Below are 25,367 nucleotides of genomic sequence, written 5' to 3' on the forward strand. Positions count from 1 at the left end.
CTCAGGCCTCCAGGCGCTCGCCCCACCGCAGCATCATCCGCATGCCCTGCTCGATCTCCGGCAGGCTCAGCGCCTGGTCCGCGGTCAGCGACTGCTCCCGCCGGCGCGCCGAGCCGCGGCTGAGCAGGAAGTCGAACCCGCGCGCCTCGCGCGGCGCGAACCCGAGCTCCCGCCAGCAGCTGAGCACATGGGACAGTGCCTTCTCCTCCCGCCCGGGCGCGAGGACGAACGTCAGCCCGACGCCGCGGTCGCGGGCATCGGCGAGCAGCTCCCACAGCCTCCCCGGCCGCCGCGCCTGCCCTGAGAGCGGGTCCAGGCCGATGCGTTCGGCGCCCGCCGACCGCGCCGCATCCACCAAATCGGTGTGGGCATCGATGAGGACGCGTGGCTGTGTGGGCGCGCCGCGGAGGACTGCTGCGAGGTGGCGGGTGATGGCGTCCCGGCCGACGGGCGGGTGGAACCGGTACCCGGAGGCGGTGCGGATCCGGCCCTGCTGAACAGCGCGCAGGCCCCGCTCGTCGAGCGTGATGTCCAGGGCTGCGCCCGGCACCCGTTCACGGACCTGCGCCGTCTCGCGCGCGAGTCCGTCGGCCAGCAGTTGCGGCAGATCGCGCAGCAGGCCCGGGTCGCCGAGCGCCCGCTCCCCCGAGGCGGTGAACACGGCGGCCGCGAGCGCCACGGATCCGGGCCGCTGGATGGTGAGGGGTCCGTCGAAGCCGAACAGAGCGATGCGCGCGGCGTCCAGCAGGCGGTTCGCGTGGTCGCGGGCGGCGTGGAGGGCGAGGCCGTCGCCCACTCCGACCCGCCAGCCGTACGGGGCGAGATCACCGGTGAGATCGAGGCTGGCGAGAGCGGCGGCGAGCGGGGTGTCGATCAGGGCGGAGGAGGCCGCGCCGGTGGCGGTGTCGGCGGCGGCGCTGTGCGCCAGCGCGGGGGCCGACGGGATCTGCTCGTCCACACCGCTGCCGAGAAGCGAGCGGGATCGCTCCAGGCGGTGCATCAGCGCATCGGCGATGACGGCGGAATCCCCCGCGGTGAGGCTCGTGGCCGGCAGTCGGAGCGTGGAGTCGGTGACCAGTCGCGCCAGTGGTGCGCTGCTCATGCTCGATGGGGTCGGGCTCATGCGCGCCGGTCGAGGGTGGCGGAGGCGAGGACCCGGTCGCCGTCGTACAGCACGAGGGTCTGGCCGGGTGCGACGCCGCGGATCGGCTCATCGAGGTCGACCGTGATGCGCTCGGAGTCCACAGCGGTGACGACGGCGCCGGTGGCGGCGCCGTGGGCGCGGATCTGCGCCTGCACCCGTCGGCCGACCTCCAGGTCCTCGAAGGGGATCAGATCGGCGGCTTCGAGGGTGCGGGTGGACAGCAGTTCAGCCGCGCCGACCACCACCTGGCGGGTGTCCGGCTTCACGTCCAGCACGTAGCGGGGGCGGCCGTCCTGGGCGGGCTGCTGCAGGCCGATGCCCTTGCGCTGCCCGATGGTGAAGTTGTGGGTGCCGCGGTGCTCGCCGAGGACCTCACCCTCCGGGGTGACGATCTCGCCGGGGGCCTCCCCGAGGGAGCGTTGGAGGAAGCCGCGGGTGTCGCCGTCGGCGATGAAGCAGATGTCGTAGGAATCGGGCTTGTGGCCCACGCCGAGGCCGCGGCGGTCCGCTTCGGCGCGCACCTCGGCCTTGTCGGCGAAGCGGCCGAGGGGGAACATGGCGCGCTTCAGTCCCTCCGGGCCCATGACGGCGAGGACGTAGGACTGGTCCTTGGCGTCATTGGCGCTGCGGTGAAGGGAGGGCGCGCCGTCCGGGCCGTCGGTGCCGATGACGGCGTAGTGGCCGGTGCAGACGGCGTCGAAGCCGAGGAGGCGGGCGCGGTCCATGAGCGCTTCGAACTTGATCCGCTCGTTGCAGCGCACGCACGGGTTGGGGGTGCGGCCGGCGGCGTATTCGGCGAGGAAGTCCTTGACCACGAGGTCGTGGAAGTCGTCGGAGAGGTCCCACACGTAGTAGGGGATGCCGATGTGGTCGGCGGCGCGGCGGGCATCGGAGGCGTCCTCGACCGTGCAGCAGCCGCGTGACCCGGAGCGGGTCTGGTCGCGGTTCTTGGACAGCGCCATGTGCACACCGACCACATCGTGGCCGGCTTCCTTCGCGAGCGCCGCGGCGACTGCTGAGTCGACGCCGCCGCTCATCGCTGCCAGGACCTTCATGCACTGCCTCCCGGGTGTCGCTGCCGCCCGCGGGTGCGCACGGGCCGCGCACGAGTCTAGGTTTCGCGCCGCCCTGCGCGAAAGCGAACGTGAGCTGACTGCCTCAGGCGAACAGCCGCCCCATGGCGCGGCCCCGCTCGAGCGCATCGGGCAGCGCCTGCAGCACCGCGTCCACATCCTGCTCGCTGGAGGTCCAGCCGAACGAGAAGCGGATGGCGCCGCGCATCAGCGACTCCTCGAAGCCCATCGCCTCCAGCACGTGGGACGCCTGCGTGACGCCGGAGGAGCAGGCGGAACCGGCGGAGCAGTCCACCCCGGCCTGGTCGAGGACGAACAGGACCGCATCCTGCACAGCGCCGGGGAACTGGACGTGCACGATGTGCGGGGCGTGCGGCGAATCCTCCGCGGTGAACACGGCATCGGCGTCGATGGCGCGGATGCCGGCGCGCAGCCGCTCCGCGAGGCTTCCCAGGCGCGCCTGCTCCGCAGCGGCATCAGCGAGGGTCTCGCGCAGCGCGGCGGCGAAGGAGGCGGCGTGCGCGGCGTCCAGGGTGCCGGAGCGGATGCCGCGCTGCTGACCGCCGCCGGTGCCGACGGCCGCCAGCTTCACATCGGGCTGCGCCACGAGCACGCCAACGCCGACGGGCGCGCCGATCTTGTGCCCGGACAGGCTCATCAGGTCGACCGTGTCGAAGTCGGGCAGCTGCACATGCCCCGTTGCCTGCACCGCGTCGGTGTGGACGGCGGCGCCGTACCGGTGGGCGAGGCCGGCGATCGCGCTGAGGTCCTGCACCACACCGGTCTCGTTGTTGACCAGGGCGGCGGAGACGAGGGAGGCGGGGGCTCCGTCGGACCGCGCCTGGTCGAGCGCGGTCTCAAGCGCCGTGAGATCCATGGTGCCGTCGCGGTGCACGGGCAGAAGGCGGCCGTTGAGCGCCTGGACGGTCTGCACCACCGCCGGGTGGTCGGTGGCGAGGCCGAGGACGGGACCGAGGTGGGCGGCGCCGCGCAGCGCGAGGTTATCGGCTTCGGTGCCGCCGCTGGTCATGATCAGCCAGCTGCGCGGCACACCGAGCTGCTGCGCGATCTCCTGCAGGGCGTCGTCGAGGATGCCGCGGACGCGCCGACCGGACGTGTGCACGCTGGTGGGGTTGCCGAGCGCACCGGCGGCGTCGACGAGGGCGTCGCGGGCGGCCGGCCGCAGGGCGGTGGTGGCGGAATGGTCGAGATAGGTGCGATTGTTCACCACGGTTTGTCTGGTCCTTCGTCTCCGGAGCCGCCGTCCGGTGGGGGTGCCTGGTCGCCGGTGGTCGTGCCCTTGTTGCGGTTGTTCAGCTCGTCCTCCCGGTCCTGGTCCGGGTTCGACTGGGTCGGGTCGTCGGCCGGGTCACCGGAGCCGTCGCCGTTCGGGTCCTTCGTGGGGTCGTCGTTCGGCGGCTGGTTCCCGTCAGCCGGTTCATCGGTGGGTTCCTGCTGGTCGCCGCCGTCACCGGGGTCCTTCTCCGGGTCGCCCGGGTCGGTCTGGTCGCCCTTGTTCTGCTCGTGGGAGCGGCGCTGCTTCTCCCCCTCGATGCCGCGCGAGGTGGAATCAGTGGACTCCTGGTCCTCGTTGTCCTTGCGCTGATCCGACTGGGGCCCGCAGGGGGCGAGCACCTCCTGGGCGCGCTCAAGCTCCTTCTGCGCGGCCGACGCATCCATCGTGCGGGACTTCTCCGCGATCGCGATGGCGAGGTTGTTGCGGATCTTGCACTGGGCGTGCGGCGGCGCGTTGAGGTCCTTCGCTGTGGACCACAGCCGGAGGGACTCCGTCAGCTCCGCTTCCGCTTCGGCGTACTTCTTGTCCTTCAGCAGGGCGGTGCCCTCGGTGAGGTGCGGCAGGTACGGTTCGAAGACGTTGCCGACCTTCACTCGGGTCAGGGCGGAGACGGTTCCGCTGTAGTCCCCGGCGCGGTAGCTGGCGAGAGCGGACGCCTGCACCATCGGCATGGTGGCGACGCGCACGCCCAGCAGCAGCAGGAGGATCAGCGGCAGCGCCGCGATCGCCAGGCAGATCCTCCTGGCCATCGACTCCTTCGCGGGGTCGGTGCCGTAGGAGCGCTGGTCGCGGCGGGTGCGGCGACGTCCTCGTGCGGTCGTACTCATGCGTCCTCCTCCCGGCGGCGGTGCGACCGGGGCAGGCGCCGCACCATCGCCGCCAGCTCCCACACCGCCAGAGCGCCGAGCGCGATCGCGGGGATCCAATACCAGTCCTGTCCGGAGTCCAGCGGGCTCGCCTGTGTGCTGTCGATGGTTCTGAGCTCGACGCCGCTCGCCGCGTCCTCGAGGCTCTGCCCGGGCTCGGTGCGATGGATGTACGGCACCCCGAGCTGCGCGGCGGCCTCCTTCAGCACGCCTTCGTCGAGGCGGGAGCGGCCGGGCTGACCGCTGGAGTCGGTGACGACCTCACCATCGTCCTTCCCGCCGTGCACCCGCATGGTGCCGCCGGCGGTGGTGCCGTAGCCGAGGACCGCGCCGGCGTCGATCATGTCGCCGGAGGAGAACGGGACGGACTGCTTCCCGTCGGTGTTCTCCCCGTCGCTCATCACGATGACGATGATCTGCGACTCCGGGTCGTCCTCCGCGGTGCGGCGGACCATGGTGTCCAGGGACGCCTGGGCGCGGTCGATGTTGGAGCCGCTGGAGAAGCCCGGCGGTTCGGGCCGCATGGTGTCGAACCATGCCTGCACCGCGGTGGAGTCCGTGGTCAGCGGCAGCTGACGGGAAGCGGCGGAGTCGAAGGAGATGATGGCGAAGCGCGCCCCGGCGAAGCGGTCGGTGATCTGGGCGGCATCGGCGCGCATGCCCTCCACGCGCCGCTTCGAGCCGTTGTAGTCCTCCGCGTTCATCGACCCGGTCTGGTCCACCACGAAGATGACGTTCGCGTTCTTCCGTTCGGTGGCGATCACATCGCTCGGGCTGAACGGCCTCAGCGCGATCACCAGGAGCAGCAGCACCATCAGCAGGCGGCGCGCCCACGCCAGACGCAGGCGCGGCCGGCGGACCAGCATGACGACGCAGACCACGAGCAGCGGCAGGAGCAGCGTCATCAGCGCCAGGGGCGGAATGATCGGCAGGAACTGGAGGTTCATCGCTGCCTCCAGCCCACGGCCACCACACCCACCATCGCCAGGAGGCTGGCGAGCCAGAACGGTGCGGGATGGTCCGTGTAGTAGGAGCGCTTCGCTCCCCCGGTCTTCGCGGCCTGGGACTTCTGGATCTCCGCCACGATCGTGTCCACGCTCTGCGCGCTGCCGGTGGTCCACATTCGACCGCCCGTGCGCTCGGTCTCAGTGCGCAGCTCCTCCAGTTCGGCGCCGCCGATCACACTGTCCGGTGCAAGGGTGTACACGGTGGCGCCGCGGCGCTTCGCCGCCTCCATCGCCTCCGGCAGCTGGTACAGCGGAGTGCCGGCCAGCTGGTTGTCAGTCGCGAAGATGATGAAGCGGGAGCGGGACTCATCGGACCGGTCGAACTGCTGGGAGCAGGAGACGAGGCCGTCGCCGATCAACGAGGATCCCGCGCCGGTGGACTGGGATGTGGCGCGCAGCTGCTCGAGCAGGGCGTCTCGGTCGTTCTCGGTGGCCTTCGCATCGCCCTCGGCGGTGGTGCTGGACTGTCCGCCGATCAGCTGCGCGCCCGCCTCCAGCTGGCGACGGCTCATCAGGTAGTCATGGGTCAGGGGGAACACGGTGACGGCGCGGCTGTTGAACACCGTGAGACCGACGCGTTCGCCGTCGAACCGCTGCACGATTTCGTTGAACGTCATCAGCAGGTCCGCATCCACGGCCGACATCGACCCCGACACGTCCAGGCACAGCACGATGTCGCGGCTCTGCGTGGACGGCTGCTCCACCCGTTCGGTCGCCAGGCGCCCCGACAGCAGGGCGCTGGTCAGCACCAGTGTCGCCGCGAGCAGGACGGAGGTGGCGGCCAGCATCAGCGCGATCCGCCGCGAACGCTTCACCGCGGGGAGGGAGTCCACATACGCGGAGTTCGCCACCCGGATCGTGGGACGCTTCGCGTGGGCGCGGCGGAACCGCAGCGCGATCAGCGCCGCGATCAGACCGACGCCGAGGATGATGAGAGTGACCCACCACAGCACCATCACCATGCGCGGATCACCTCCCGCGCCTCCTGCAGCGACTCGTCCATCTGCGCACTCGACGCCAGGGAGAAGCTCGGCTCGTACAGCCGGCCGATCAGCTCGCCCATGCGGCCGAGCTCGGGGTCGCGGCGCACCGCATCCAGGTGCTCGGTGTCGATCGCGATGCCGGAGGTGCGGCGGACGAACAGGCGCAGCAGCGCGACCAGCTCCTGGTGGGCCTCGCGGGTGCCGATCTCGCCGGCGTCGAACCGGCGGCGCAGGTCAGCGAGCACCCGGAGGAACTCAGCCTTCACGGTGTCGGACTCCGTGGGTCGCCTCGCCCACGCCGCCCGCTCCGCCGCCCACCTGGTCACGAGGCGGATCGCCAGCAGGGTGCCGATGATCGCCAGCAGGCACAGCAGCGCCAGGATCGGCCAGGCCACGGAGTACTGCGGCGGTTCGATGATCTCAACGCCGTCCATGCGGCCTCCTCGGTGCGCGCAGCAGTCGGATCATGTCATCGACCACGCTGTCGGCGCCGTCGGTGAGGGCGTGGGCGATGTGCAGACCGTCCAGCATCGCGGTGACCTGCTGTTCGCGGGCCTCCCGGTAGCGCTGCACAGCTCGCCGCACCGCCGGGTCCCGTCGGGTGTAGTCCAGCAGGTCGTGGTCGGCGTCGGTGTCCTCCACGCTGTGGGTCAGTCGGTCCGGCTGCAGCGGGTCGGCGTCGCGGATGCGCAGCACGAGCAGGTCGTGGCGCCGCGCCAGCAGCCGCATGTCCGCCTCCAGGTCCGGGGATGGGCGCGCCTCGTCGGTGATGAACAGCAGCAGGGACGGCCGACGGATCCAGCGGTGCGCCCGCTCCAGCAGCCACCGGTCGTCCCCCTCCCCCGCCTGGGCCGTGGTGGCGAGCTGAACGGTGCGCAGCAGCAGCTCCAGGTGGGCGTCCGAGGACCGCATCGGCAGGGTCTCCGGGGCGTCCGCGGTGCCGGCCACCAGTCCCACCTGGTCGGCGTGCTGTCGGGCGGCGAAGCACACCAGGCCCGCCGCGAGCAGCATCGCCTCGAGCTTGTCGGTGCCGTCGGCGGCAGTGGCGGACATCGACCGGGAGGTGTCCGCAATGATCGCGATGTGCCGGATCCGCTGTTCGGTGAATCGGCGGATCAGCGGTTCACCGGAGCGGGCGGTCGCCTTCCAGTCGATGTCGGAGATGCGGTCGCCGGGCTGGTACGCCTTGAGGTCGTCGAAGTCCTCACCGTGGCCCGTGAACAGGGAGGTGCCGCGGCCGGTGATCAGGCCGCGGACCTTGCGGGAGGTGTGCAGGTCCACGCGGGCCTGCACTCGGGTGAGCAGCGACTGCGACATCGGCGATCGGACTCCGTCGGTGCTACGGCTGCGGGACGGCGGCGAACACCGCGTCGATGATGGATTCGGTGCTCATGCCGGCCGCGATGGCATCGAAGGTCAGCACGAGGCGGTGACGCAGCACCGAGTGGGCGAGGGCGCGCACGTCCTCCGGGGTGACGAAGTCGCGGCCGTGCAGCAGCGCATGCGCCTGCCCCACCCGCATCAGAGCGAGGGACCCGCGCGGAGATGCGCCCACGCGCACCGACTGCGTCAGGTTCTCGATCGGGCGGGGCCCGGTGCCGCGCGTGGTGAAGATGAGGTCGATGATGTACCGCTTGATCGCCGGATCCACGTAGACCCGATCCACTGCGGACTGCAGGAAGCGGATGTCCTCGAGGCTGACGGTCGGAGCCGCGGCCCGCGGGGCGGTCAGCTCACCGGAGGTGGAGCGGTCCAGGATCGCGTGCTCGTCGCGCGGGCTGGGGTAGGTGAGGATCTCCTTGAGCAGGAATCGGTCCATCTGCGCCTCGGGGAGGACATAGGTGCCCTCCTCCTCGATCGGGTTCTGGGTGGCGAGCACCATGAACGGGTCCGGGAGGCGGAACAGTTCACCGCCGATGGAGGTCTGCCGCTCCTGCATCGCCTCCAGCATCGCCGACTGGGTCTTCGCGCTGGACCGGTTGATCTCATCGAGCAGCACGATGTTCGCGTGGACGGGTCCGAGCTGGGTGGTGAACTCGCCGGTGCCGTAGTTGTAGATCTGGGTGCCGAGGATGTCGTTCGGCATCAGGTCCGGGGTGCACTGGATGCGGGCGAAGCTGCCGCCGATCGCGGTGGCGAGCGCCTGCGCAGCGGTGGTCTTCGCCAGGCCCGGGACGGACTCCAGCAGGATGTGACCGCCGGCGGCCAGGGAGGCGACGAGTGCGAGCCGCAGACGCTCCTGGCCCACCACGCGGGAGCGGAAGGTGGCGGAGATCCGTTCGATGACGTCGTCGGCGCGGTTCTGCTCCGCAGCGCTGAGCGCCCGCTCGACCGGTTCGAACGGGCGGCCCTGCGCTGTGCGGTCCGGGGCCGCAGTTCTCCGGGCGGACGCGGACGGGTCCTGCTGGGGCGCGGCCTGCTGGGAGGGGGCCTGCTGAGCGGGCGCCTCCTGGCGGCGCCGGCCGGTGCGGGGCCTGTCCCAGGGCTGCTGCTGGGGGTCCGGAGTGCTCATGCGGGTCCTTTCGCGGGGTGTGGCCGGCGCGTCGGCGCCGTCAGCGGTGACGGCTTGGAACAGTGGGTCAGAACATCAGGCGGGCGAGGCGGCGACGAGCAGCGCCCACACGCTCATCGTCCGCACCGACAACGTCGAACAGGTCGAGCAGGCGCTCGCGCAGGCGGTCGCGGGTCTCCGCGTCGGCGGCTGCATAGCGGTCGAGGATGCGGCCGAACGCATCGTCCACGTGCCCGCCAAGCAGGTCGAGGTCCGCCCCCAGGAGCTGGGCATCGAGGTCCTCAGGCGCGTCGGCGGCTGCACGGCGGCCCTCCTGCAGGTCCACCTCGCGGGTGCGCTCCATCAGGCGGGTGGTCGCGGCGCCGCGCTTCGCCTCCGGATCACCGGGGTGGGTCTCCAGGTAGTCCTCGAACGCCTTCTGCGCTCCGGCGAGGTCGCCGTTCTGCAGCAGGGTGGTGGCGTGCTCCAGCTCCGGGGGCAGCTGAGCGGCAGCGGGGGCATCCGACGGGGCCTCCCCCACCGACATGCCCTCCTGCGCCGCGAGCTGAGCCAGCTGCTCCATCACGGACTGCAGCTGGTCGTCCGCGACCGCGCCCTCGAACAGGGGCTGGATCTGGCCCTTCATCATCAGCATGGCAGCGGGCAGGGACTGCACGCGCAGCGCAGCCGCTACGCGCGGCTGCTGATCCGCATCCACGAGCGCCAGGCGGATCGTTCCCGCATGGCGCCCCACAGCGGCGCGCACCGCATCGACGAACGAGGCCCCGCCCTGGACCCGAGCGCTGGTGACGAGCAGGAGAGTCAGCTGCTGCTGCGAGGAGTCGATCAGGCCCTGCAGGTCCTGTTCGCTGACGGAGACCTCGTCGGCCAGCGGCTGGGAGGTGCCGGCGGCGCTGTTCTCCTTCTTCAGCGAGCTGAAGTCCATCACACCATAGGCGTCGGTCATCGTGGAGGGTTCTCCTTGTCTGGGGTTCGTGTCGGTCGGGCGTGCCGCGTCCGCGCGGAGCACCGGTCAGCTGCCGCTGGCCTTCAGCAGTACCTTATAGCCGGCGATCGGCTGGATCTTCTCGCCGGTCTGGTCCTTCGCCGGAATGTGCAGAGCGATGGTGGAGCCGTAGGTGCGCACGAGCTCCTTGGTGAACGTGTGGCGGCCCACCAGCTTCGCCAGCACCGTGTCCGCGCCGTACTCCACCTGACCGGAGCTGACGCTGAGCCGCCGGTTCGAGGTCAGGGTGGTCATGACGATCGCGCCGCCGTCCACCGTGCGGATCCCGAGGTACTCCTGCTCGTTCGGGGTGTACTCCTCCCGCACCTGTGCGATCTGGTCCCAGTCCACGCCTTCGTTGATCTGTTTGCGCTCGGTCTGGATCTCCGCGTGGTTCTCCTCGAGGAACGGGTCGGTGGCCACCACATCGTCCTTGTCCGCGTTGTCGTGCCCGTCGGTGAGCACACGGCAGTACAGGGCGATGGCGTCCTTCGGCGACATCAGCAGTTCAGCGTCGTCCACGGCCGCGGCTTCGGACCCCGTCGGGATCGGGGCCACCGTCGGCATCTTCACGTTCGCCAGCTGACGCGCCCAGCCCCAGGAGACGAAGCGGGAGGAGTCGGAGGCGTCCTCCTGCTGCTCGAAGCCGACGAAGAACGGCAGGCCCTCGCCGTTCTCAGCGTCGGCGACGGCCAGGGCGTAGCGGGCCCCGCCCTGCGCGTCGGTCGCGATGCCGATCTTCACGGCGTCATCGGGGCGGCTCAGCTTCGGTGCGCGGTCCGGATCAGCCTTGAGGGTCTCCTCGCCCACCTTCTTCATGATCTCGTAGCTGGCGGTGCGCTCAGCCAGTGCACTGCCGGCCACGATGGGCGACAGCAGCTTCGGATCCTTCTTCTCGTCTGCGGTGGTGAGCGCCTTGTTGAGCTCGGTGAGCAGATCGGCGAGCTCCGATTCGTCGAGGGCGGAGGGCGGGGTGGTGGGCGTGGGGCTCACCGACGGGCTCGGGGCCGCCTTCTTCGTCGAGGACGAGCAGGCGGCGAGGCCGCCACCGGCCGCGGCAAGGGCACCGAACGACAGAATCGAACGGCGCGTCAGGTGCTGAGTCATCTCTTCTCCCACATAGTCGGTCCAGCCGCGGGCGTCGTCGAGGCCCCGGGCCGTGGAAAGAGTCTTGCACGAAAACCCCGCACGCTTCGAGATCTGCGCCCACAGCCGAATCGGGGATCACTCCCCGCCGCGCGACGGGGACGGCGACGTTGGGCTCCCCGGCGCGCTCTCACGTAGGCTGAGCGGGTGCGATTAGTGGTTGCAGAATGCTCAGTTGACTACACCGGCCGACTCACGGCCCACCTCCCCCGCGCCCCGCGCCTGCTCATCGTGAAGGCCGACGGCAGCGTGCTCGTCCATTCCGACGGCGGCAGCTACAAGCCGCTGAACTGGATGGCCCCGCCGTGCACCCTGCGGGTCGCGCTGCCCGAGGACGACGGGCGCGCCCAGGACGCCGAGGACGGCGACTGGGTGGAGGAATGGACCGTCACCCACGGCAAGACCGGTGACACCCTGCGCGTGCAGGTCCACGAGATCCTCTCGGACACCAGCCACGAGCTCGGCGTCGACCCCGGGCTGATCAAGGACGGCGTCGAAGCGCACCTGCAGGCCCTGCTGGCGGACAACATGGACGCCCTCGGCGACGGCTGGTCCTTGGTGCGCCGCGAATACCCCACCGCCATCGGCCCGGTCGACATCCTCGCCCGCGACCCCGAGGGCGGCTGCGTGGCCATCGAGATCAAGCGCCGCGGCGAGATCGACGGCGTCGAGCAGCTCACCCGCTACGTGGACCTGCTGAATCGGGACCCGCTGCTGGCGCCCGTGCGCGGCGTGTTCGCCGCGCAGGTGATCAAGCCGCAGGCCAAGACCCTCGCCGGTGACCGCGGCTTCGACTGCGTCACGCTCGACTACGACGAACTGCGGGGTATCGACGACAAGGAAGCGAGACTGTTCTGATGGCCACCATCATCATCGGCCGCGCGGTCGTGGACGGCCGCCTGCTGGAAGACGCCCGCATCATCATCGACGGCGGCACCATCCACTACGCCGGCCCGGCCGAGGGAGCCCCCTACGTTCCCGCGGGCGCCGAGGAGATCATCCACAGCGGCCTGATCCTGCCGGGCCTGATCGACATCCACAACCACGGCGGAGGCGGCATCGGATTCCCCGACGCCATGGACGCCGACGACGCCCGCACCGCCATCGCCGAACACGCCCGCCACGGCACCACCACACTGGTGGCCTCCCTCGTCACCGCCGCGCACGCCACCCTCCTGGAGCGCATCGGCACCCTCGCTCCCCTGGTCCGAGGCGGCGAACTCGCCGGCATTCACCTGGAGGGGCCGCACATCTCCCAGGCCCGCCGCGGCGCCCACGACCCAGAGCTGATCCGACCGGGCTCCGTCGGCGCTCTGAAGGAGCTGCTGGACGCCGGTGACGGCACCATCGTCACCATGACCCTCGCCCCCGAGGACCCCCAGGTGGACCCCATGAGCGAGGCGCTGATCGAGGCGGGCGCCCTGCCGAGCTACGGCCACACCGACTGCTCCGCGTACCAGATGCTCGAGGCCATCGCGTTCAGCCTGCAGGCCGGTGCGATCCCCACGGCGACGCACCTGTTCAACGGGATGCGCCCCATTCACCACCGTGACGCCGGCCCCGCGTTCGCCTGCCTGGACGCGTCGGCCCGCGGGGACATGGTGGTGGAGCTCATCGCCGACGGGGTCCACACCTCCGCCGACACCGTGCGCTTCGTGTTCGACCTCGCCGGTGAGGACATGGTCCTGCTGATCACCGACGCAATGGCCGCCACCGGCATGGCTGACGGCTCCTACCGTCTCGGCTCCCTTGACGTCACCGTCGCCGACGGCACGGCCCGCCTCACCCACGGCGGCTCGATCGCCGGAGGCACCGCACATCTGCTCGACGTAGTCCGCTTCGCCGTGCGCGACGCCGGCGTGGACCTCGGTCAGGCCGTCCGCGCCGCCAGCTCCACACCCGCACGGGTGCTCGGACTGTCCGATCGGGGTGCGCTCAGCACCGGTCTGCGGGCCGATGTCGTCCTCACGGACGGGGACCTGCGGCCGGAGCGTGTGATGCGCGCCGGCCAGTGGATCTGATCCGCTCCCACAGCGTCCACCGACTGCGGCACGGGGCCTGGGCGGAACCAGCTCGTCAGTGCACGAAGTCGCCGCGGGCCGGCGCTGACTCAATCCAGGCGCCGAGCGCGTAGGACGCCGCCGGAGGCATCTGCATCTGCACCGCGGGTGCCGTTCCGGTGCGCGCGATCTCGACCCGCACCCAGCTGTCGGACCCGTCGGCCTGCTCCCTGGCGACATCCTCGATGTCATCGCGCCGGATCACCAGCCCCGCCGTCAGCAGGAAGCCGATCGTGCGGTGCCAGCGCAGCTCATCGGTGGCGAACCGCAGCGTCCCATCCCTCCAACAGGCGCCGCGCCGCGGCTCGGGCCGCAGCACAGAGCATTCCACCCCGCCGCGCGAACGCGTCGCGACGATGGCGCGCACCAGCATGACGAGCCCCAGAACAGCGATGAGCGCCCCGCACGCTTCGAGAAGAAGGAACGGGGCGCTCATCGGTTCAGGCGTGGTGAACGCTGGTCAGGCAGCCGTCAGCTCATTGGCCTCGTCCACCACGACCTTGACGGTCGAGTGATCCACGGACACGAACCCACCGGTCACCTGCATCGCGAACTGCGAGCCGTCGGCCCGGGTGATCTCGACGATGCCCGGCTGCAGAGCGGCCAGGACGGGCGCCATGTTGGGCAGCAGGCCCATGGATCCGTCGGCGGCGGGGACGCGCACGTAGCTCGCCTCGCCCTCCCAGACCGTCTGGTGGGCGGTGACGAACGTGACGCTGAGCATCGACGCTGACATCAGTTGAGGCCCTTCTGGATGGAGTCCCACTGACGCATGACGTCGTCGATGCCGCCGCAGTTGAAGAACGCCTGCTCGGCGATGTGGTCGAAGTCGCCGTCGCAGATGCCCTTGAAGCCCTCGATGGTGTCGCGCAGCGGGACGTCGGAGCCGTCCACACCGGTGAACTGCTTCGCCATGTGGGTGTTCTGCGAGAGGAACTGCTGGATGCGCCGAGCGCGCGCCACGATGACCTTGTCCTCCTCGGACAGTTCGTCGACGCCGAGCATCGCGATGATGTCCTGAAGCTCCTTGTTGCGCTGCAGGATCTGCTTCACGCGCACTGCGGTCTCGTAGTGGTCGTCGCCGATGTAGCGCGGGTCCAGGATGCGCGAGGTCGATGCCAGCGGGTCGATGGCCGGGTAGAGACCGCGCGAGGCGATCTCACGGCTGAGCTCCGTGGTGGCGTCGAGGTGCGCGAACGTGGTGGCCGGGGCCGGGTCGGTGTAGTCATCGGCCGGCACGTAGATCGCCTGCATCGAGGTGATCGAGTGGCCGCGGGTCGAGGTGATGCGCTCCTGCAGAACGCCCATCTCGTCCGCCAGGTTCGGCTGGTAGCCCACGGCCGAGGGCATACGGCCCAGCAGGGTGGACACCTCGGAGCCGGCCTGGGTGAAGCGGAAGATGTTGTCGATGAACAGCAGCACGTCCTGCGACTGCACATCGCGGAAGTACTCCGCCATTGTCAGTGCGGACAGGGCCACGCGCAGACGCGTGCCCGGCGGCTCATCCATCTGGCCGAAGACCAGGGCGGTCTTCTCGATCACGCCGGACTCGGTCATCTCTTCGATGAGGTCCCAGCCCTCACGGGTGCGCTCGCCGACGCCGGCGAACACGGACACACCGTCGTGGTTGTTGGCCACGCGGTAGATCATCTCCTGGATGAGCACGGTCTTGCCGACGCCTGCGCCGCCGAACAGGCCGATCTTTCCGCCCTGCACGTACGGGGTGAGCAGGTCGATCGACTTGATGCCGGTCTCGAACATCTGGGTCTTGGACTCCAGCTGGTCGAAGTTCGGCGCCTTGCGGTGGATCGGCCAGCGCTCGTTGACCTCGAGCTGCTGCCCTTCTTCGACGTTGAGGACGTTGCCCACCACGTCGAACACCTTGCCGAGGGTGAAGTCGCCGACGGGCACCGAGATCGGTGCACCGGTGTCGGTGACCTCCTGGCCGCGGACGAGGCCGTCGGTCGGCTTCAGCGCGATGGCGCGGACCATGCCGTCGCCGAGGTGCTGGGCGGTCTCGAGGGTGAGGGTGTGGCGCGCCGCGCCCTCATCGGTGGGCAGCTCGACCTCGGTGGTCAGAGCGTTGTACATCTCCGGGATGTTGCCCGGGGGGAATTCGATGTCGACGACGGCGCCGGTCACGCGTGCGATGCGGCCGGTGGCCGTCTTCGACGGTGCGGTTTCGATGGTGGTCATTGTGTTCTCCAACATGCTCTGTCTGACTCAGCGTTCTTTTCGGCCGGAGGAGCTCAGGGCGTCGGCACCGCCGACGATCTCCGTGATCTCCTGGGTGATCTCCGCCTGCCGGGCCGAGTTGGCAAGACGCGTGAACTTCTGGATCTGGGTCTCGGCGTTGTCCGTCGCGGTCTTCATCGCCTTCTGCCGGCTCGCGTGCTCGGACGCGATGGACTGCAGGAGGATGTTGATGATGCGCGACTCCACGTAGCGCGGAACGAGCTCGGCGAACACCGACTCCGGATCCGGGCTGTACTCGTACAGCGGGAACGTCTCGCTGCTGTTCTGCGCGGCCTGGTCGTCGCCGTGCAGGCTGAGCGGCACGAGACGAGCGATCCGCGGCTCCTGGCGGAAGCGGTTGTGGAACTTGTGCCCCACCACGTACAGCTCGTCCAGGTGCTCCGACGGATCCTCGCTGAGCAGGGCATCGCGCAGCTCGCGGGCGATGGTGAGGCCGACCTCAGCCATCTCCTCCTCGCGGATGCCGGTCCATGCCTTGTGCGGCGGACGGTTGCGGAAGCGGTAGTACGACTCGCCCTTGCGGCCGACGACGTACATGACCGGTTCCTTGCCCGCCTTGCGCAGCTTGTTGCCGAGCATCTCCGCTTCGCGGATGGCGGACGGCGAGTACGAGCCCGCCATGCCGCGGTCAGCCGTGATCAGCAGGACGCCGACCCGGTTGCTGCTCGTGCGATCGTGCACCAGGAACGGATGCTCCGCGTCCTTCGTGTGCTTGACCACCGATGCGATCGCGTCGGTGATGGCGTCCGCATACGGAGTGGTCGCGAGCACACGGGCGTGGGCCTTGGAGATGCGCGCCGCGGCGATCATCTCCTGAGCCTGGAAGATCTTCTTCATGCCCGTGGCGGACGAGATCCTCTTCTTGTACTCCCTTTGCTGGGCTCCCATGAAACTCCCTCGTGACTATCGAAATCGAACGTGACCCGATGTCACTTCTGGGACGACCCCAGGATGGAGGTCTGCTCGATCCTGTCATCGCTGACCTCGCCCTGCTGGTCGTAGACCGAGGAGCCCTGCTTCTCAGCGAAGTAGTCGCGCTTCACGTTCTCGACGATCTGGGTCAGCTCGGCTTCGGTCTCATCGGAGAACTTGCCGGACTCGCGGATGGTGGAGAGCACGGACCCGTTGTGACGCAGGTACTCGTGCAGGCGGGACTCGAACTCGCGCACGTCCTCCACCTCGACGTCGTCGAACTTACCGGTGGTGCCGGCCCAGATCGACACGGTCTGCTCCTCCACGGGCATCGGCTGGCCCTGGCCCTGCTTGAGCAGTTCCATGAGGCGAGCGCCGCGGTTCAGCTGCTGCTTGGAGGCGGCGTCGAGGTCCGAGGCGAACATCGCGAAGGCCTCGAGGTCGCGGTACTGCGCGAGCGAGATCTTCAGGGTACCGGACACCGACTTCATGGCCTTGACCTGGGCGGAGCCGCCCACGCGGGACACCGAGATGCCCACGTCCACGGCGGGACGCTGGTTGGCGTTGAAGAGGTCGGACTGCAGGAAGCACTGACCGTCGGTGATGGAGATGACGTTGGTCGGAATGTAGGCCGAGACGTCGTTCGCCTTGGTCTCGATGATCGGCAGGCCGGTCATGGAGCCCCCGCCCATGGCGTCGGAGAGCTTCGCGCAGCGCTCGAGCAGGCGGGAGTGCAGGTAGAACACGTCACCGGGGTAAGCCTCGCGGCCCGGCGGACGGCGCAGCAGCAGGGACACGGCGCGGTAGGCCTCGGCCTGCTTGGAGAGGTCGTCGAAGACGATGAGGACATGCTTGCCCTCGTACATCCAGTGCTGGCCGATGGCCGAGCCCGTGTAGGGCGCGATGTACTTGAAGCCCGCCGGGTCGGATGCCGGAGCGGCGACGATCGTGGTGTACTCCAGGGCGCCGGCCTCTTCGAGGGTGGCGCGCACGGAGGCGATGGTCGAGCCCTTCTGGCCGACGGCGACGTAGATGCAGCGCACCTGCTTCGAGGGATCGCCGCTCTCCCAGTTGGCCTTCTGGTTCAGGATGGTGTCCACCGCGATGGTGGTCTTACCGGTCTGGCGGTCACCGATGATCAGCTGGCGCTGGCCGCGGCCGATCGGCGTCATGGCGTCGATCGCCTTGATGCCGGTCTGCATCGGCTCCTTCACGCTCTTGCGCTGCATCACCGTGGGGGCCTGCAGCTCGAGGGCACGACGGCCCGTGGTGGCGATCTCGCCGAGGCCGTCGATCGGGTTGCCGAGGGCGTCGACCACGCGGCCGAGGTAGCCCTCGCCGACGGGGACCGACAGGACCTCACCGGTGCGGCGGACTTCCTGGCCCTCTTCGACGGTGGCGAAGTCGCCGAGGATGACCACACCGATCTCGGTCAGTTCGAGGTTCAGGGCCAGGCCCAGGGTGCCGTCCTCGAAGCGAACGAGCTCGTTCGCCATCAGGTTGGGCAGGCCCGTGACACGGGCGATGCCGTCGGCGGTCTCCGAGACTCGGCCAACTTCTTCGCGGTCGGTTCCACCAGGCTGGTAGGTGGACACCGCAGTGTTCAGAGCGTCCCGGATCTCTTCGGGACGAATCGTGAGCTCAGCCATCGCGCTGCTCCGCTTCCTTTTCTCTACCCGGCAGGACCGGGACGCTTGTGTTCGTTGCTTGGGGTGTCACGCCGAGAGCCTCGACCGCGCCTCGGTGAGGCGCGAGAGGACCGTTGCGTCGTACAGGTCGTCCCCGACCTGGACTCGCATCCCGCCGATGACATCCGGCGAGACCTCGAAGTTCATCTGGACGCTCTGGCCGAACTTGGCGGCCAGGATCTCGGAGAGGCGCGACTGCTGCCTGTCGGAGAGCTCGGTCGCGCTGGTGACCACCGCGAGGAGACGGCGCCGCCTGTCAGCGGCGAACTCTGCGAAGTGCAGAACCCGTCGGGATGCCTTCATCTCAGCGTCTGCGCCGACGGCCTGCACGGCCAGAGCGACGGTCACCGGGTCGACTCGGCCCTCGAGGAGGCGACGGGCGATGGAGCGGCGTGCGCCCGCATCGTCACGATGCTCATCGAAGGCAGCGGTCAGCTCGGGCTCGGAGTCGATGAGGCGGGAGAACTGGAACAGCTCCTCCTCCACCGTCTCGAGCCGGCCGGCCTTCTCGGCCTGGGACAGCAGGGCGGATGCGCCTGCTGCCTCGAGCGCGTCGAGGATGTGGTTCTGCTCCGACCAGGGGCGGCGCACAACCTCCTCGGTGAGCTCGAGGGCTTCGTCGGACGCCTTGCCCTGGATCAGGGTGCGCACCGCGGTGCTCTTCAGTTCGGGGTCGCGGCCCGGATCGCTGAGCAGGCGGACCAGCTGGTTGCTGGTGTCGACTGCTGCGGCGATCTGGAAGAGCTCGGAGGCGAGCTCCTCCATGGACTGGGAGGAGCGTGCAACGACGTCCTCAGTCCGGGAGAGCACATCGGCGAGCGATGCGGCGGATGTTCCTCGCATGGTCACCTTCTTGTCACTTGGCGGTCGTAGACGACTCGAGGTCGTCGAGGAACCGGTCGATCACTCGGCTGGAGCGCGCGTCATCGGTCAGCGATTCGCCGACGATGCGGGAGGCGAGCTCGCTGGCCATGGTGCCAACCTCACCGCGCAGCTGGGCTGCGGCGGCGGTGCGCTCGGCGTCGAGCTGCTGACGACCGGCCGCCAGGGAGCGCTCGGCCTCGAGGTCTGCGCGCTGCTTCGCCTCGGCGATGATGCGCGCACCCTCCTGACGGGCGCCCTCGCGGATCTCGGCTGCCTCGCGGCGAGCTTCGGCGAGCTCCTGCTCCTGGGTCTCCTTCAGGCGGGAGACCTCCTGCTGGGCCTGCTCGGCCTGCTGGAGACCGCCCTGGATCTTCTCTGCGCGCTCATCGAGCACGCGGTTCATCTTGGGAAGGATGAACTTCATGAAGACAAGAGCGAAGATCACCAGGAAGAGCAGGGTCCAGATGATCTCGGACCACGCCGGGATCAGCAGAGCTGTTCCCGGAACGTCTTTCGCGGCGATGTTCATGGATGGAATCCTCGTCAGGCGGATCAGGAGAAGATGAGGCCGGTGACGATGGCCAGCAGGGTCAGAATCTCGGTGAACGCGATACCGATGAACATGGTGGTCTGCAGCTGACCGCGCAGCTCGGGCTGACGGGCGGTTGCCTCAGCGGTCTTGCCGACGATGATGCCGATGCCGATGCCCGGGCCGATGGCGGCCAGGCCGTAGCCGATCGACGCGACGTTACCGGTGAGCTCGGCGAGGATGGTCGGTTCCACAGGGTTTCCTTTCGGTTTGCCGCCCCGGGTCCGGGACAGGCGGTGAGGTTATCGGGAAGAAGAGGTGATCGATCAGTGCTCGTCGCTGGTGGCCATGTTGATGTACACGGCCGACAGGATGGTGAACACGAACGCCTGGAGGGCGGCAACGAAGATCTCGAAGCCGTAGATTCCGATGGCGAGTGCGCCGGACAGCGGCGACACGGCCATCAGCCAGGTGCCGCTGAGCAGCAGGCCCTGGGTCAGGGAGATGAAGACGACCAGCATCATGTGGCCGGCGACCATGTTGGCGAGGAGTCGGATGGTCAGCGACGCCCAGCGGATGATCGCAACCTGCAGGAACTCGATCGGGATGAGCAGCAGGTAGATGGGCTTCGGGACGCCCGGGGGCATCGTCTCGTGCTTGAGGTAGCCGCCGAGGCCGTGCTTCTTGACGCCGAAGATGATGTAGGTGACGAAGGTCCACAGGGCCAGCATGAGCGGCAGGCCGATCACGGAGGTGCCGGCGAGGTTCATGCCGGGGATGACGCCGCCGAGGTTCATCGCGAAGATCATCACGAACATGGTGATGAGCATCGGGGAGAACTGCCGGCCGCGCTCGGAGCCCATGACGGAGTCGATGATCTGGGTGTTCACGAACTCGATGATGAGCTCGAAGATCGACTGGATGCGGCCTGGGACGAGCTTCGCGCGGGAGGCGATGAGGTAGGTGCCGACCAGGACCACCACGAGGATGATCAGGCGGACCAGCTGGACGCGGTTGAACTCGAAGGGGGTGCCGGCGAAGAGGATCGCGTCCGGGAAGAACTCTCCGAGGGTGGGGGTGTGGTAGAGCTCATCGCCTGAAGCGGCGAGTTCGGGCGAGGAAACGTCAGCGGTCAACAGCTCTAACTCCCATGTGTTGCGGGCCGAGATTGCCTGGGCAATACGTCAACGTCGATGTTGATTCGTGCGGCCTGAGGTCGGTCCTGGCGCGCGGTCGACGCGCCGATTGCACTCGGATGAGCATACCAGAGCCCGTCGGCGACGCCGCGTCACAGATCAGACGTTCAGTCGCGGTGTGTGGCGCATCATAAGACTGATCTCCACCACGGTCGCGACGACCGCCCCGGCGAGCAGCGCGATTCCGATCCACGGCATCGACACCGACGCACTGCCCCGCACCAGCAGCAGAACGGCGATCAGCACGATCATCTTCACCAGCCATGAGCCGAGCACCGCGGAGGCGAGGGCGCCGAAGCCGCGGTGGGTGGCGAAGCGCGCCGTCAGCAGGGTCGGCACCGTCACCACGAGGGCGAGTACGGTGCCGAGGACGGCTCCCCACAGCTCGGCCCGGTCGAATCCGACGGCGGCGATGCCGATGACGAGGAGGTCCAGCACCACACCGACCGCGATGCCGATCGCAGCGGCGCGGGTGAGTGCGATGTTGGTCTCCCCCAGCCGGGGCGGGGCCGACGGGTTCTGCTCAGCGGCGTTCATGCTGTCCTTTCCTGGCGCGCAGCGCTTGGATGCGGGAGAGGGGATCGGCGGTGAGCACGATCGCGGCGAGCAGGCCGATCACGGCGACGCTGACGGCGATGGTGCGGGTGAAGAAGACGGGTGCCAGCAGGATGGCACACACCACGACGGTCCACAGGTACATGATCAGCACTGCCCCCACCTTGCTGTGACCGATCTCAAGGAGCCGGTGGTGCAGGTGCATGCGGTCCGCGTGGAACGGCGACTTGCCGCTGCCGACTCGGCGGATGACGGCCAGGACCATGTCCAGCAGCGGCACGATCATCACCCCGATCGGCAGCAGGATCGGCAGGAACTGGCCGAACACGTCCACGGTGGACAGCTGCGCCGGATCCACCTGGCCGGTGACGGCGATGGTCGCGGCGGACAGCAGCAGGCCGAGCAGCAGCGCCCCGGAGTCCCCCATGAATATCCGTGCTTTGGAGAAGTTGTGCGGGAGGAATCCGAGGCAGGCGCCGATCATCACCGCGGCGATGAGGGCGGCGAGGGAGGAGAAGTCGGTGGAGGAGGAGTCGCGGGTGAGGATGTAGGCGTAGAGGAAGAACGCGCCACCGCCGATCGCCATGACGCCGCTGGCGAGGCCGTCGAGGCCGTCCACGAAGTTGACGGCGTTCATGCAGCCGATGATGACCACCGCTGTGAGGATCAGCGCGGAGCGCGGGCTGAGGAGAGTGACGCCGCCGATGGGGAGGCTGGCGAGCTGCACGCCCTGCCAGGCGAGGAAGAACGCGATGAGGGCCTGACCGGCGAGCTTCGTGACCCAGTCGAGGTCCCATTTGTCGTCCAGGGCGCCGAGCAGGCAGATCAGGCCGGCGGCGATCAGGATCGCCCACGCCTGGAACGACTCGGCGAACAGTGGTGCGAGGAACTTCGTGCGGGAGGCGATGACCATGGCGACGGCGACGCCCGCGAACATGGCGACGCCGCCGAGCCGGGGGGTGGGGTCCTTGTGGACGTCCCTCTGTCTGACGGCCGTCATCGCACCGAAGCGGCGTGCCACCAGTCGCGCTGCGGGGGTCGCCAGGAAGGTGACGGCCGCCGAGACGAGCAGGAGGAAGAGGTAGACCCTCACGTGTCTGCGCGGTCTCCGGAGTCCGGTGCCGTCGGCTGAGCGTCATCACCGGGCTGCTCTGCTGGGTCAGCGGCCGGCGAGAGCTGGTCGGCAGGCTCAGCGTCACTGGGTTCTGCAGCGGCGGGCTCAGCGTCGTCGGCGTCGGGGCCGACGGGCTCCGGGGACGCGAAGATGTCACCGAGCTTCTCGATGATGGTGTCCTTCGCAATGGCGCCGTGGCGGAGGATCTCCGGCGGTTCCACCGTTGCGTCGATGATCGTGGAGGACTCGCCGCCGGCGGAGCGGCCGCCGTCGAGGTAGATGCTGACGGACTCGCCGAGCTGAGCGGCTGCAGCGGTCACCGAGGTGGAGGCGTCGCGTCCGTGCTTGTTGGCGCTGGACACGGCCAGCGGGCCGGTCCGCTTCAGCAGGGCGAGCGCGGCCTCGTCATCGGGCATGCGCAGGGCCACCGTGCCGCGGGATTCGCCGAGGTCCCACATCAGGGACGGCTGGGCTCGGACGATCACGGTGAGAGCACCGGGCCAGAACGCATCGGCGAGGTCCTCCACAACGGCGGGAATGTCCACGCCGAGGGCGTGCAGCACGTTCTGGTCGGCGATGAGAACCGGCGGCGGGTACTCCCGGCCGCGGCCCTTGGCGTCCAGGAGCGCCTGCACGGCGTCGTGGTTGAACGCATCGGCGCCCAGTCCGTACACGGTGTCGGTGGGAAGGACCACGAGCTCACCCGCGCGCACGGCGGCGGTTGCGGCTTCGACGGCTTCGTCTCGGGAGCCCTCGTCCCGGATGTCATAAACGCTCACGGCGGTATCCTCTCATTTCTCGGCGCGCCGCGCGGTGAGGAAGCGATCGCGCCCTGTCAGGTCGGAAACGGTGCGGATCGCGGTGAAGCCGCCGACCTCCTCGAGCATCCGTCGGACGCTCTCGCCCTGCACATCGGCGTGCTCCATCACGAACAGTCCCCCGCCTCGCAGCAGCGCCGAGGCCGCCTGGGCGACGGCCCGCGGGATCTCCAGGCCGTCTTCTCCCCCGCCGAACAGCGCGGCATGCGGATCGTGCTCCACGACCTCCGGATCGCGCGGGACCGCCCCGGGCGGAATGTACGGCGGATTGGACACCACCACATCGGCAGTGCCGACATCGCCGAGGGCTCCGCCGGTCTCCAGCAGCTGCGGATCCGTCACGGATCCGCGGCGGATGTGCCACTGGCGGGACCCGTCGGCCCCTCCCCCACCCGATGCGGCGGCAGCGCGAGCGGCGGCTGGGACGGTCGCGCCGGCAGCGGCTGGGGTATTCGCGCGGGCGGCTGCCGCCACGTTCGCGCGGGCGAGGCCGACGGCGTCCTCACTGATGTCGATGCCCCACACGCTGGTGCGCGGCAGTTCGTCCACGAGCGACGCGGCCAGCGCCCCCGACCCCGTGCAGAGGTCCACGGCGCGCTCGACGCGCTCGCCGTCGCCGCGGAAGGCGAGGACGAGGTCGATGATGAGTTCGGTCTCGGGCCGCGGAATGAACACACCGGTCCGCATCTCGAGGCTGAGCCGGCGGAACGGTGCGCGGCCGAGCACCAGCTGGAGGGGTGCGCGGGTGCAGCGGCGGGTGGTGAGGCGCTCGAGCTCGGCATCGAAGCCGACCGGCAGGTCGTCGAGGAGGACAAGGGAGCGCTCGGAGCCGGCTGCGTGGGAGACGAGGGCGCGCGCTTCGGCATCCGCCGATTCGATGCCGGCTGCTTCCAGACGCGCGCGGGTGGCGCGGATCGCTGCGCCGACGCGCAGACGCACCTCAGCCATCGCCCGACCCAGCCGCGGCGATCATCGCCTCGCGGTCCGCGGCCATCAGCGAATCGACGACGGCATCGAGATCACCAGAGAGCACCTGGTCGAGGTTGTTCGCCTTGTACCCAGTGCGGTGATCGGCCACGCGGTTCTCCGGGAAGTTGTAGGTGCGGATCCGCTCGGAGCGGTCCACGGTGCGCACCTGGCTGCGGCGCGTCTCGGACGCCTCCGCCTCCTGCTCGGCGTGCACCTGGTCGAGCAGGCGGGAGCGGAGGATGCGCAGGGCCTGCTCCTTGTTCTGCAGCTGGCTCTTCTCGTTCTGGCAGGACACCACCAGCCCAGTGGGCAGGTGCGTGATGCGCACAGCAGAATCGGTGGTGTTGACGGACTGGCCGCCGGGACCGGAGGAGCGGTACACATCGATCCGCAGATTCGCCGGCGCCATCTCCTCGGCCAGCATCTCGTCCTCATCGGCCGCGTCCGCTTCGGGCACCACGAGCACGCCCACCGCGGAGGTGTGGATGCGGCCCTGCGACTCCGTGACCGGAACGCGCTGGACCCGGTGCACCCCGCCTTCGTACTTCAGGTGCGCCCAGACCCCGTCGGCGGGGCTGACGGAGCCCTTCGTGCGGATGGACATCGCCAGGTCCTTGATGCCGCCGAGATCGGAGGAGGTTTCGGTGATGATCTCGCTGACCCAGCCGCGGCGGGTTGCGAAGTGCTCGTACATGCGGACCAGTTCAGCGGCGAACAGGGCGGACTCTTCGCCGCCTGCGCCGGCTTTCACCTCGAGGATGACATCGCGGGCGTCATCGGGGTCGCGCGGGGCGAGCAGGTCCTCCAGGCGGCTGGTGAGCTCCGGCAGGCGCTTCTGGATCCCGTCGGCCTCCGCGGCGAACGAGGGGTCTTCGGCGGCGAGCTCGCGGGCGGTCTCGAGGTCGTCGGTGGCGCTGCGCCAGTCGCGGTAGGCGGTGACGATCGGGGTCAGTTCGGCGTAGCGGCGCCCCACCTTCTTCGCGGCCGACGGGTCCGTGTGCAGCGCGGGGTCCGCCATGCGCTGCTCGAGGTCATGGAATTCGTCGATGAGGGCGGGGACGGCGTCGAACACTGCGGCTCCTGGGTGCACGGGACGAAGGCGGGTGGGATGAGAAACGGCGCCGATCCCCTCTGCTGTCAGGGGGATCGGCGCCGCATCGAACAAGCTACTTGGCAGCCTTCTTGCCGTAACGGGCTTCGAAGCGTGCCACGCGGCCACCGGTGTCCAGAATCTTCTGCTTGCCGGTGTAGAACGGGTGGCATGCCGAGCACACCTCGGCCTTGATGGTGCCGTCGGTCTTCGTGCTGCGGGTGGTGAAGGTGTTGCCGCAGGTGCAGGTCACCTCGGTCACCACGTAATCAGGATGGATGTCCTTCTGCATGGGGTGTCTCC

General features: G+C 69.4%; 28 protein-coding genes. 2 read left to right on the top strand and 26 right to left on the bottom strand.

Annotated elements, in window-relative coordinates:
* Window position 1: 1 nt before the first annotated feature.
* The 11 genes from MHY20_RS04080 to MHY20_RS04130 form a co-directional block, all read right to left on the bottom strand.
* Entirely contained in the window at window positions 2-1,102 is a 1,101-nt protein-coding gene (locus MHY20_RS04080; protein ID WP_239375007.1) for a hypothetical protein, read from the bottom strand.
* Between the two features lie 17 nt (window positions 1,103-1,119).
* A complete protein-coding gene (gene mnmA / locus MHY20_RS04085; RefSeq protein ID WP_183373953.1) occupies window positions 1,120-2,199 on the bottom strand; it encodes a tRNA 2-thiouridine(34) synthase MnmA in 1,080 nt (359 codons plus the stop codon).
* Between the two features lie 103 nt (window positions 2,200-2,302).
* Window positions 2,303-3,448, bottom strand: a complete 1,146-nt coding sequence (locus MHY20_RS04090) for a cysteine desulfurase family protein (RefSeq protein WP_239375009.1) — start codon at window positions 3,446-3,448, stop codon at window positions 2,303-2,305.
* Entirely contained in the window at window positions 3,442-4,341 is a 900-nt protein-coding gene (locus tag MHY20_RS04095; protein ID WP_239375012.1) for a hypothetical protein, read from the bottom strand. The genes MHY20_RS04090 and MHY20_RS04095 overlap by 7 nt, the downstream gene beginning before the upstream one ends.
* A complete protein-coding gene (locus MHY20_RS04100; protein ID WP_239375015.1) occupies window positions 4,338-5,327 on the bottom strand; it encodes a vWA domain-containing protein in 990 nt (329 codons plus the stop codon). The genes MHY20_RS04095 and MHY20_RS04100 overlap by 4 nt, the downstream gene beginning before the upstream one ends.
* Complete coding sequence (locus MHY20_RS04105) at window positions 5,324-6,349, bottom strand: VWA domain-containing protein (protein WP_183373945.1); 1,026 nt, start codon at window positions 6,347-6,349, stop codon at window positions 5,324-5,326. Before MHY20_RS04105 ends, MHY20_RS04100 begins: the two co-directional genes overlap by 4 nt.
* Window positions 6,343-6,804 carry a hypothetical protein gene (locus tag MHY20_RS04110; RefSeq protein WP_239375017.1) on the bottom strand — a complete coding sequence of 154 codons (462 nt, stop codon included), beginning with the start codon at window positions 6,802-6,804 and terminating at the stop codon, window positions 6,343-6,345. The genes MHY20_RS04105 and MHY20_RS04110 overlap by 7 nt, the downstream gene beginning before the upstream one ends.
* Window positions 6,791-7,687 carry a DUF58 domain-containing protein gene (locus MHY20_RS04115; RefSeq protein ID WP_239375019.1) on the bottom strand — a complete coding sequence of 299 codons (897 nt, stop codon included), beginning with the start codon at window positions 7,685-7,687 and terminating at the stop codon, window positions 6,791-6,793. The genes MHY20_RS04110 and MHY20_RS04115 overlap by 14 nt, the downstream gene beginning before the upstream one ends.
* A gap of 22 nt (window positions 7,688-7,709) precedes the next feature.
* Window positions 7,710-8,882, bottom strand: coding sequence for a MoxR family ATPase (locus MHY20_RS04120; protein ID WP_239375021.1), 1,173 nt, complete (start codon window positions 8,880-8,882; stop codon window positions 7,710-7,712).
* Between the two features lie 67 nt (window positions 8,883-8,949).
* Window positions 8,950-9,828, bottom strand: a complete 879-nt coding sequence (locus MHY20_RS04125; protein ID WP_183373939.1) for a tetratricopeptide repeat protein — start codon at window positions 9,826-9,828, stop codon at window positions 8,950-8,952.
* A gap of 66 nt (window positions 9,829-9,894) precedes the next feature.
* Complete coding sequence (locus MHY20_RS04130; protein ID WP_239375023.1) at window positions 9,895-10,974, bottom strand: hypothetical protein; 1,080 nt, start codon at window positions 10,972-10,974, stop codon at window positions 9,895-9,897.
* Window positions 10,975-11,160: 186 nt separating this feature from the next.
* Here MHY20_RS04130 and nucS point away from each other — a divergent pair, with 186 nt between their 5' ends.
* Together nucS and MHY20_RS04140 are read left to right on the top strand one after the other, a co-directional pair.
* Window positions 11,161-11,871, top strand: a complete 711-nt coding sequence (gene nucS / locus MHY20_RS04135; RefSeq protein WP_183373935.1) for an endonuclease NucS — start codon at window positions 11,161-11,163, stop codon at window positions 11,869-11,871.
* On the top strand, window positions 11,871-13,034 hold the full coding sequence (locus MHY20_RS04140; protein ID WP_239375025.1) for an amidohydrolase family protein: 1,164 nt from the start codon (window positions 11,871-11,873) through the stop codon (window positions 13,032-13,034). Before nucS ends, MHY20_RS04140 begins: the two co-directional genes overlap by 1 nt.
* A 55-nt stretch (window positions 13,035-13,089) precedes the next feature.
* Here MHY20_RS04140 and MHY20_RS04145 read toward each other — a convergent pair whose 3' ends face one another.
* From MHY20_RS04145 to rpmE, 15 genes are all read right to left on the bottom strand, one after another.
* Complete coding sequence (locus MHY20_RS04145) at window positions 13,090-13,509, bottom strand: DUF2550 family protein (protein ID WP_239375027.1); 420 nt, start codon at window positions 13,507-13,509, stop codon at window positions 13,090-13,092.
* 24 nt (window positions 13,510-13,533) lie between these two features.
* The gene (locus MHY20_RS04150; protein ID WP_183373923.1) at window positions 13,534-13,809 is read right to left on the bottom strand and encodes a F0F1 ATP synthase subunit epsilon; all 276 of its coding nucleotides are present in this window, start codon (window positions 13,807-13,809) and stop codon (window positions 13,534-13,536) included.
* Entirely contained in the window at window positions 13,809-15,269 is a 1,461-nt protein-coding gene (atpD, locus tag MHY20_RS04155) for a F0F1 ATP synthase subunit beta (RefSeq protein WP_239375030.1), read from the bottom strand. Before atpD ends, MHY20_RS04150 begins: the two co-directional genes overlap by 1 nt.
* Window positions 15,270-15,296: 27 nt before the next feature.
* Window positions 15,297-16,217, bottom strand: coding sequence for a F0F1 ATP synthase subunit gamma (locus MHY20_RS04160; RefSeq protein ID WP_239375033.1), 921 nt, complete (start codon window positions 16,215-16,217; stop codon window positions 15,297-15,299).
* A 41-nt stretch (window positions 16,218-16,258) separates the two neighbouring features.
* Window positions 16,259-17,890, bottom strand: a complete 1,632-nt coding sequence (atpA, locus tag MHY20_RS04165) for a F0F1 ATP synthase subunit alpha (protein WP_183373917.1) — start codon at window positions 17,888-17,890, stop codon at window positions 16,259-16,261.
* Window positions 17,891-17,956: 66 nt separating this feature from the next.
* Window positions 17,957-18,772, bottom strand: a complete 816-nt coding sequence (locus tag MHY20_RS04170; protein WP_183373915.1) for a F0F1 ATP synthase subunit delta — start codon at window positions 18,770-18,772, stop codon at window positions 17,957-17,959.
* Between the two features lie 13 nt (window positions 18,773-18,785).
* Window positions 18,786-19,322: a F0F1 ATP synthase subunit B gene (locus MHY20_RS04175; RefSeq protein ID WP_183373914.1), complete on the bottom strand. Its 537-nt coding sequence runs from the start codon at window positions 19,320-19,322 to the stop codon at window positions 18,786-18,788.
* 23 nt (window positions 19,323-19,345) lie between these two features.
* A complete protein-coding gene (gene atpE, locus MHY20_RS04180; RefSeq protein ID WP_183373912.1) occupies window positions 19,346-19,576 on the bottom strand; it encodes an ATP synthase F0 subunit C in 231 nt (76 codons plus the stop codon).
* Window positions 19,577-19,648: 72 nt separating this feature from the next.
* Window positions 19,649-20,458: a F0F1 ATP synthase subunit A gene (atpB, locus tag MHY20_RS04185; protein ID WP_221187078.1), complete on the bottom strand. Its 810-nt coding sequence runs from the start codon at window positions 20,456-20,458 to the stop codon at window positions 19,649-19,651.
* A gap of 159 nt (window positions 20,459-20,617) precedes the next feature.
* Window positions 20,618-21,055 carry a hypothetical protein gene (locus tag MHY20_RS04190; protein ID WP_239375036.1) on the bottom strand — a complete coding sequence of 146 codons (438 nt, stop codon included), beginning with the start codon at window positions 21,053-21,055 and terminating at the stop codon, window positions 20,618-20,620.
* A complete protein-coding gene (locus MHY20_RS04195) occupies window positions 21,042-22,166 on the bottom strand; it encodes an MraY family glycosyltransferase (protein ID WP_239375038.1) in 1,125 nt (374 codons plus the stop codon). The genes MHY20_RS04190 and MHY20_RS04195 overlap by 14 nt, the downstream gene beginning before the upstream one ends.
* Window positions 22,163-22,966 carry an L-threonylcarbamoyladenylate synthase gene (locus MHY20_RS04200; RefSeq protein ID WP_239375040.1) on the bottom strand — a complete coding sequence of 268 codons (804 nt, stop codon included), beginning with the start codon at window positions 22,964-22,966 and terminating at the stop codon, window positions 22,163-22,165. Before MHY20_RS04200 ends, MHY20_RS04195 begins: the two co-directional genes overlap by 4 nt.
* 12 nt (window positions 22,967-22,978) lie before the next feature.
* Window positions 22,979-23,953, bottom strand: coding sequence for a HemK/PrmC family methyltransferase (locus tag MHY20_RS04205; protein ID WP_239375042.1), 975 nt, complete (start codon window positions 23,951-23,953; stop codon window positions 22,979-22,981).
* On the bottom strand, window positions 23,946-25,046 hold the full coding sequence (prfA, locus tag MHY20_RS04210; protein WP_183373902.1) for a peptide chain release factor 1: 1,101 nt from the start codon (window positions 25,044-25,046) through the stop codon (window positions 23,946-23,948). Before prfA ends, MHY20_RS04205 begins: the two co-directional genes overlap by 8 nt.
* Window positions 25,047-25,140: 94 nt before the next feature.
* A complete protein-coding gene (rpmE, locus tag MHY20_RS04215; protein WP_183373900.1) occupies window positions 25,141-25,356 on the bottom strand; it encodes a 50S ribosomal protein L31 in 216 nt (71 codons plus the stop codon).
* Window positions 25,357-25,367 lie beyond the last annotated feature (11 nt).

Source organism: Helcobacillus sp. ACRRO, assembly GCF_022347125.1.
GTDB classification, from domain to species: Bacteria; Actinomycetota; Actinomycetes; order Actinomycetales; family Dermabacteraceae; genus Helcobacillus; species Helcobacillus massiliensis.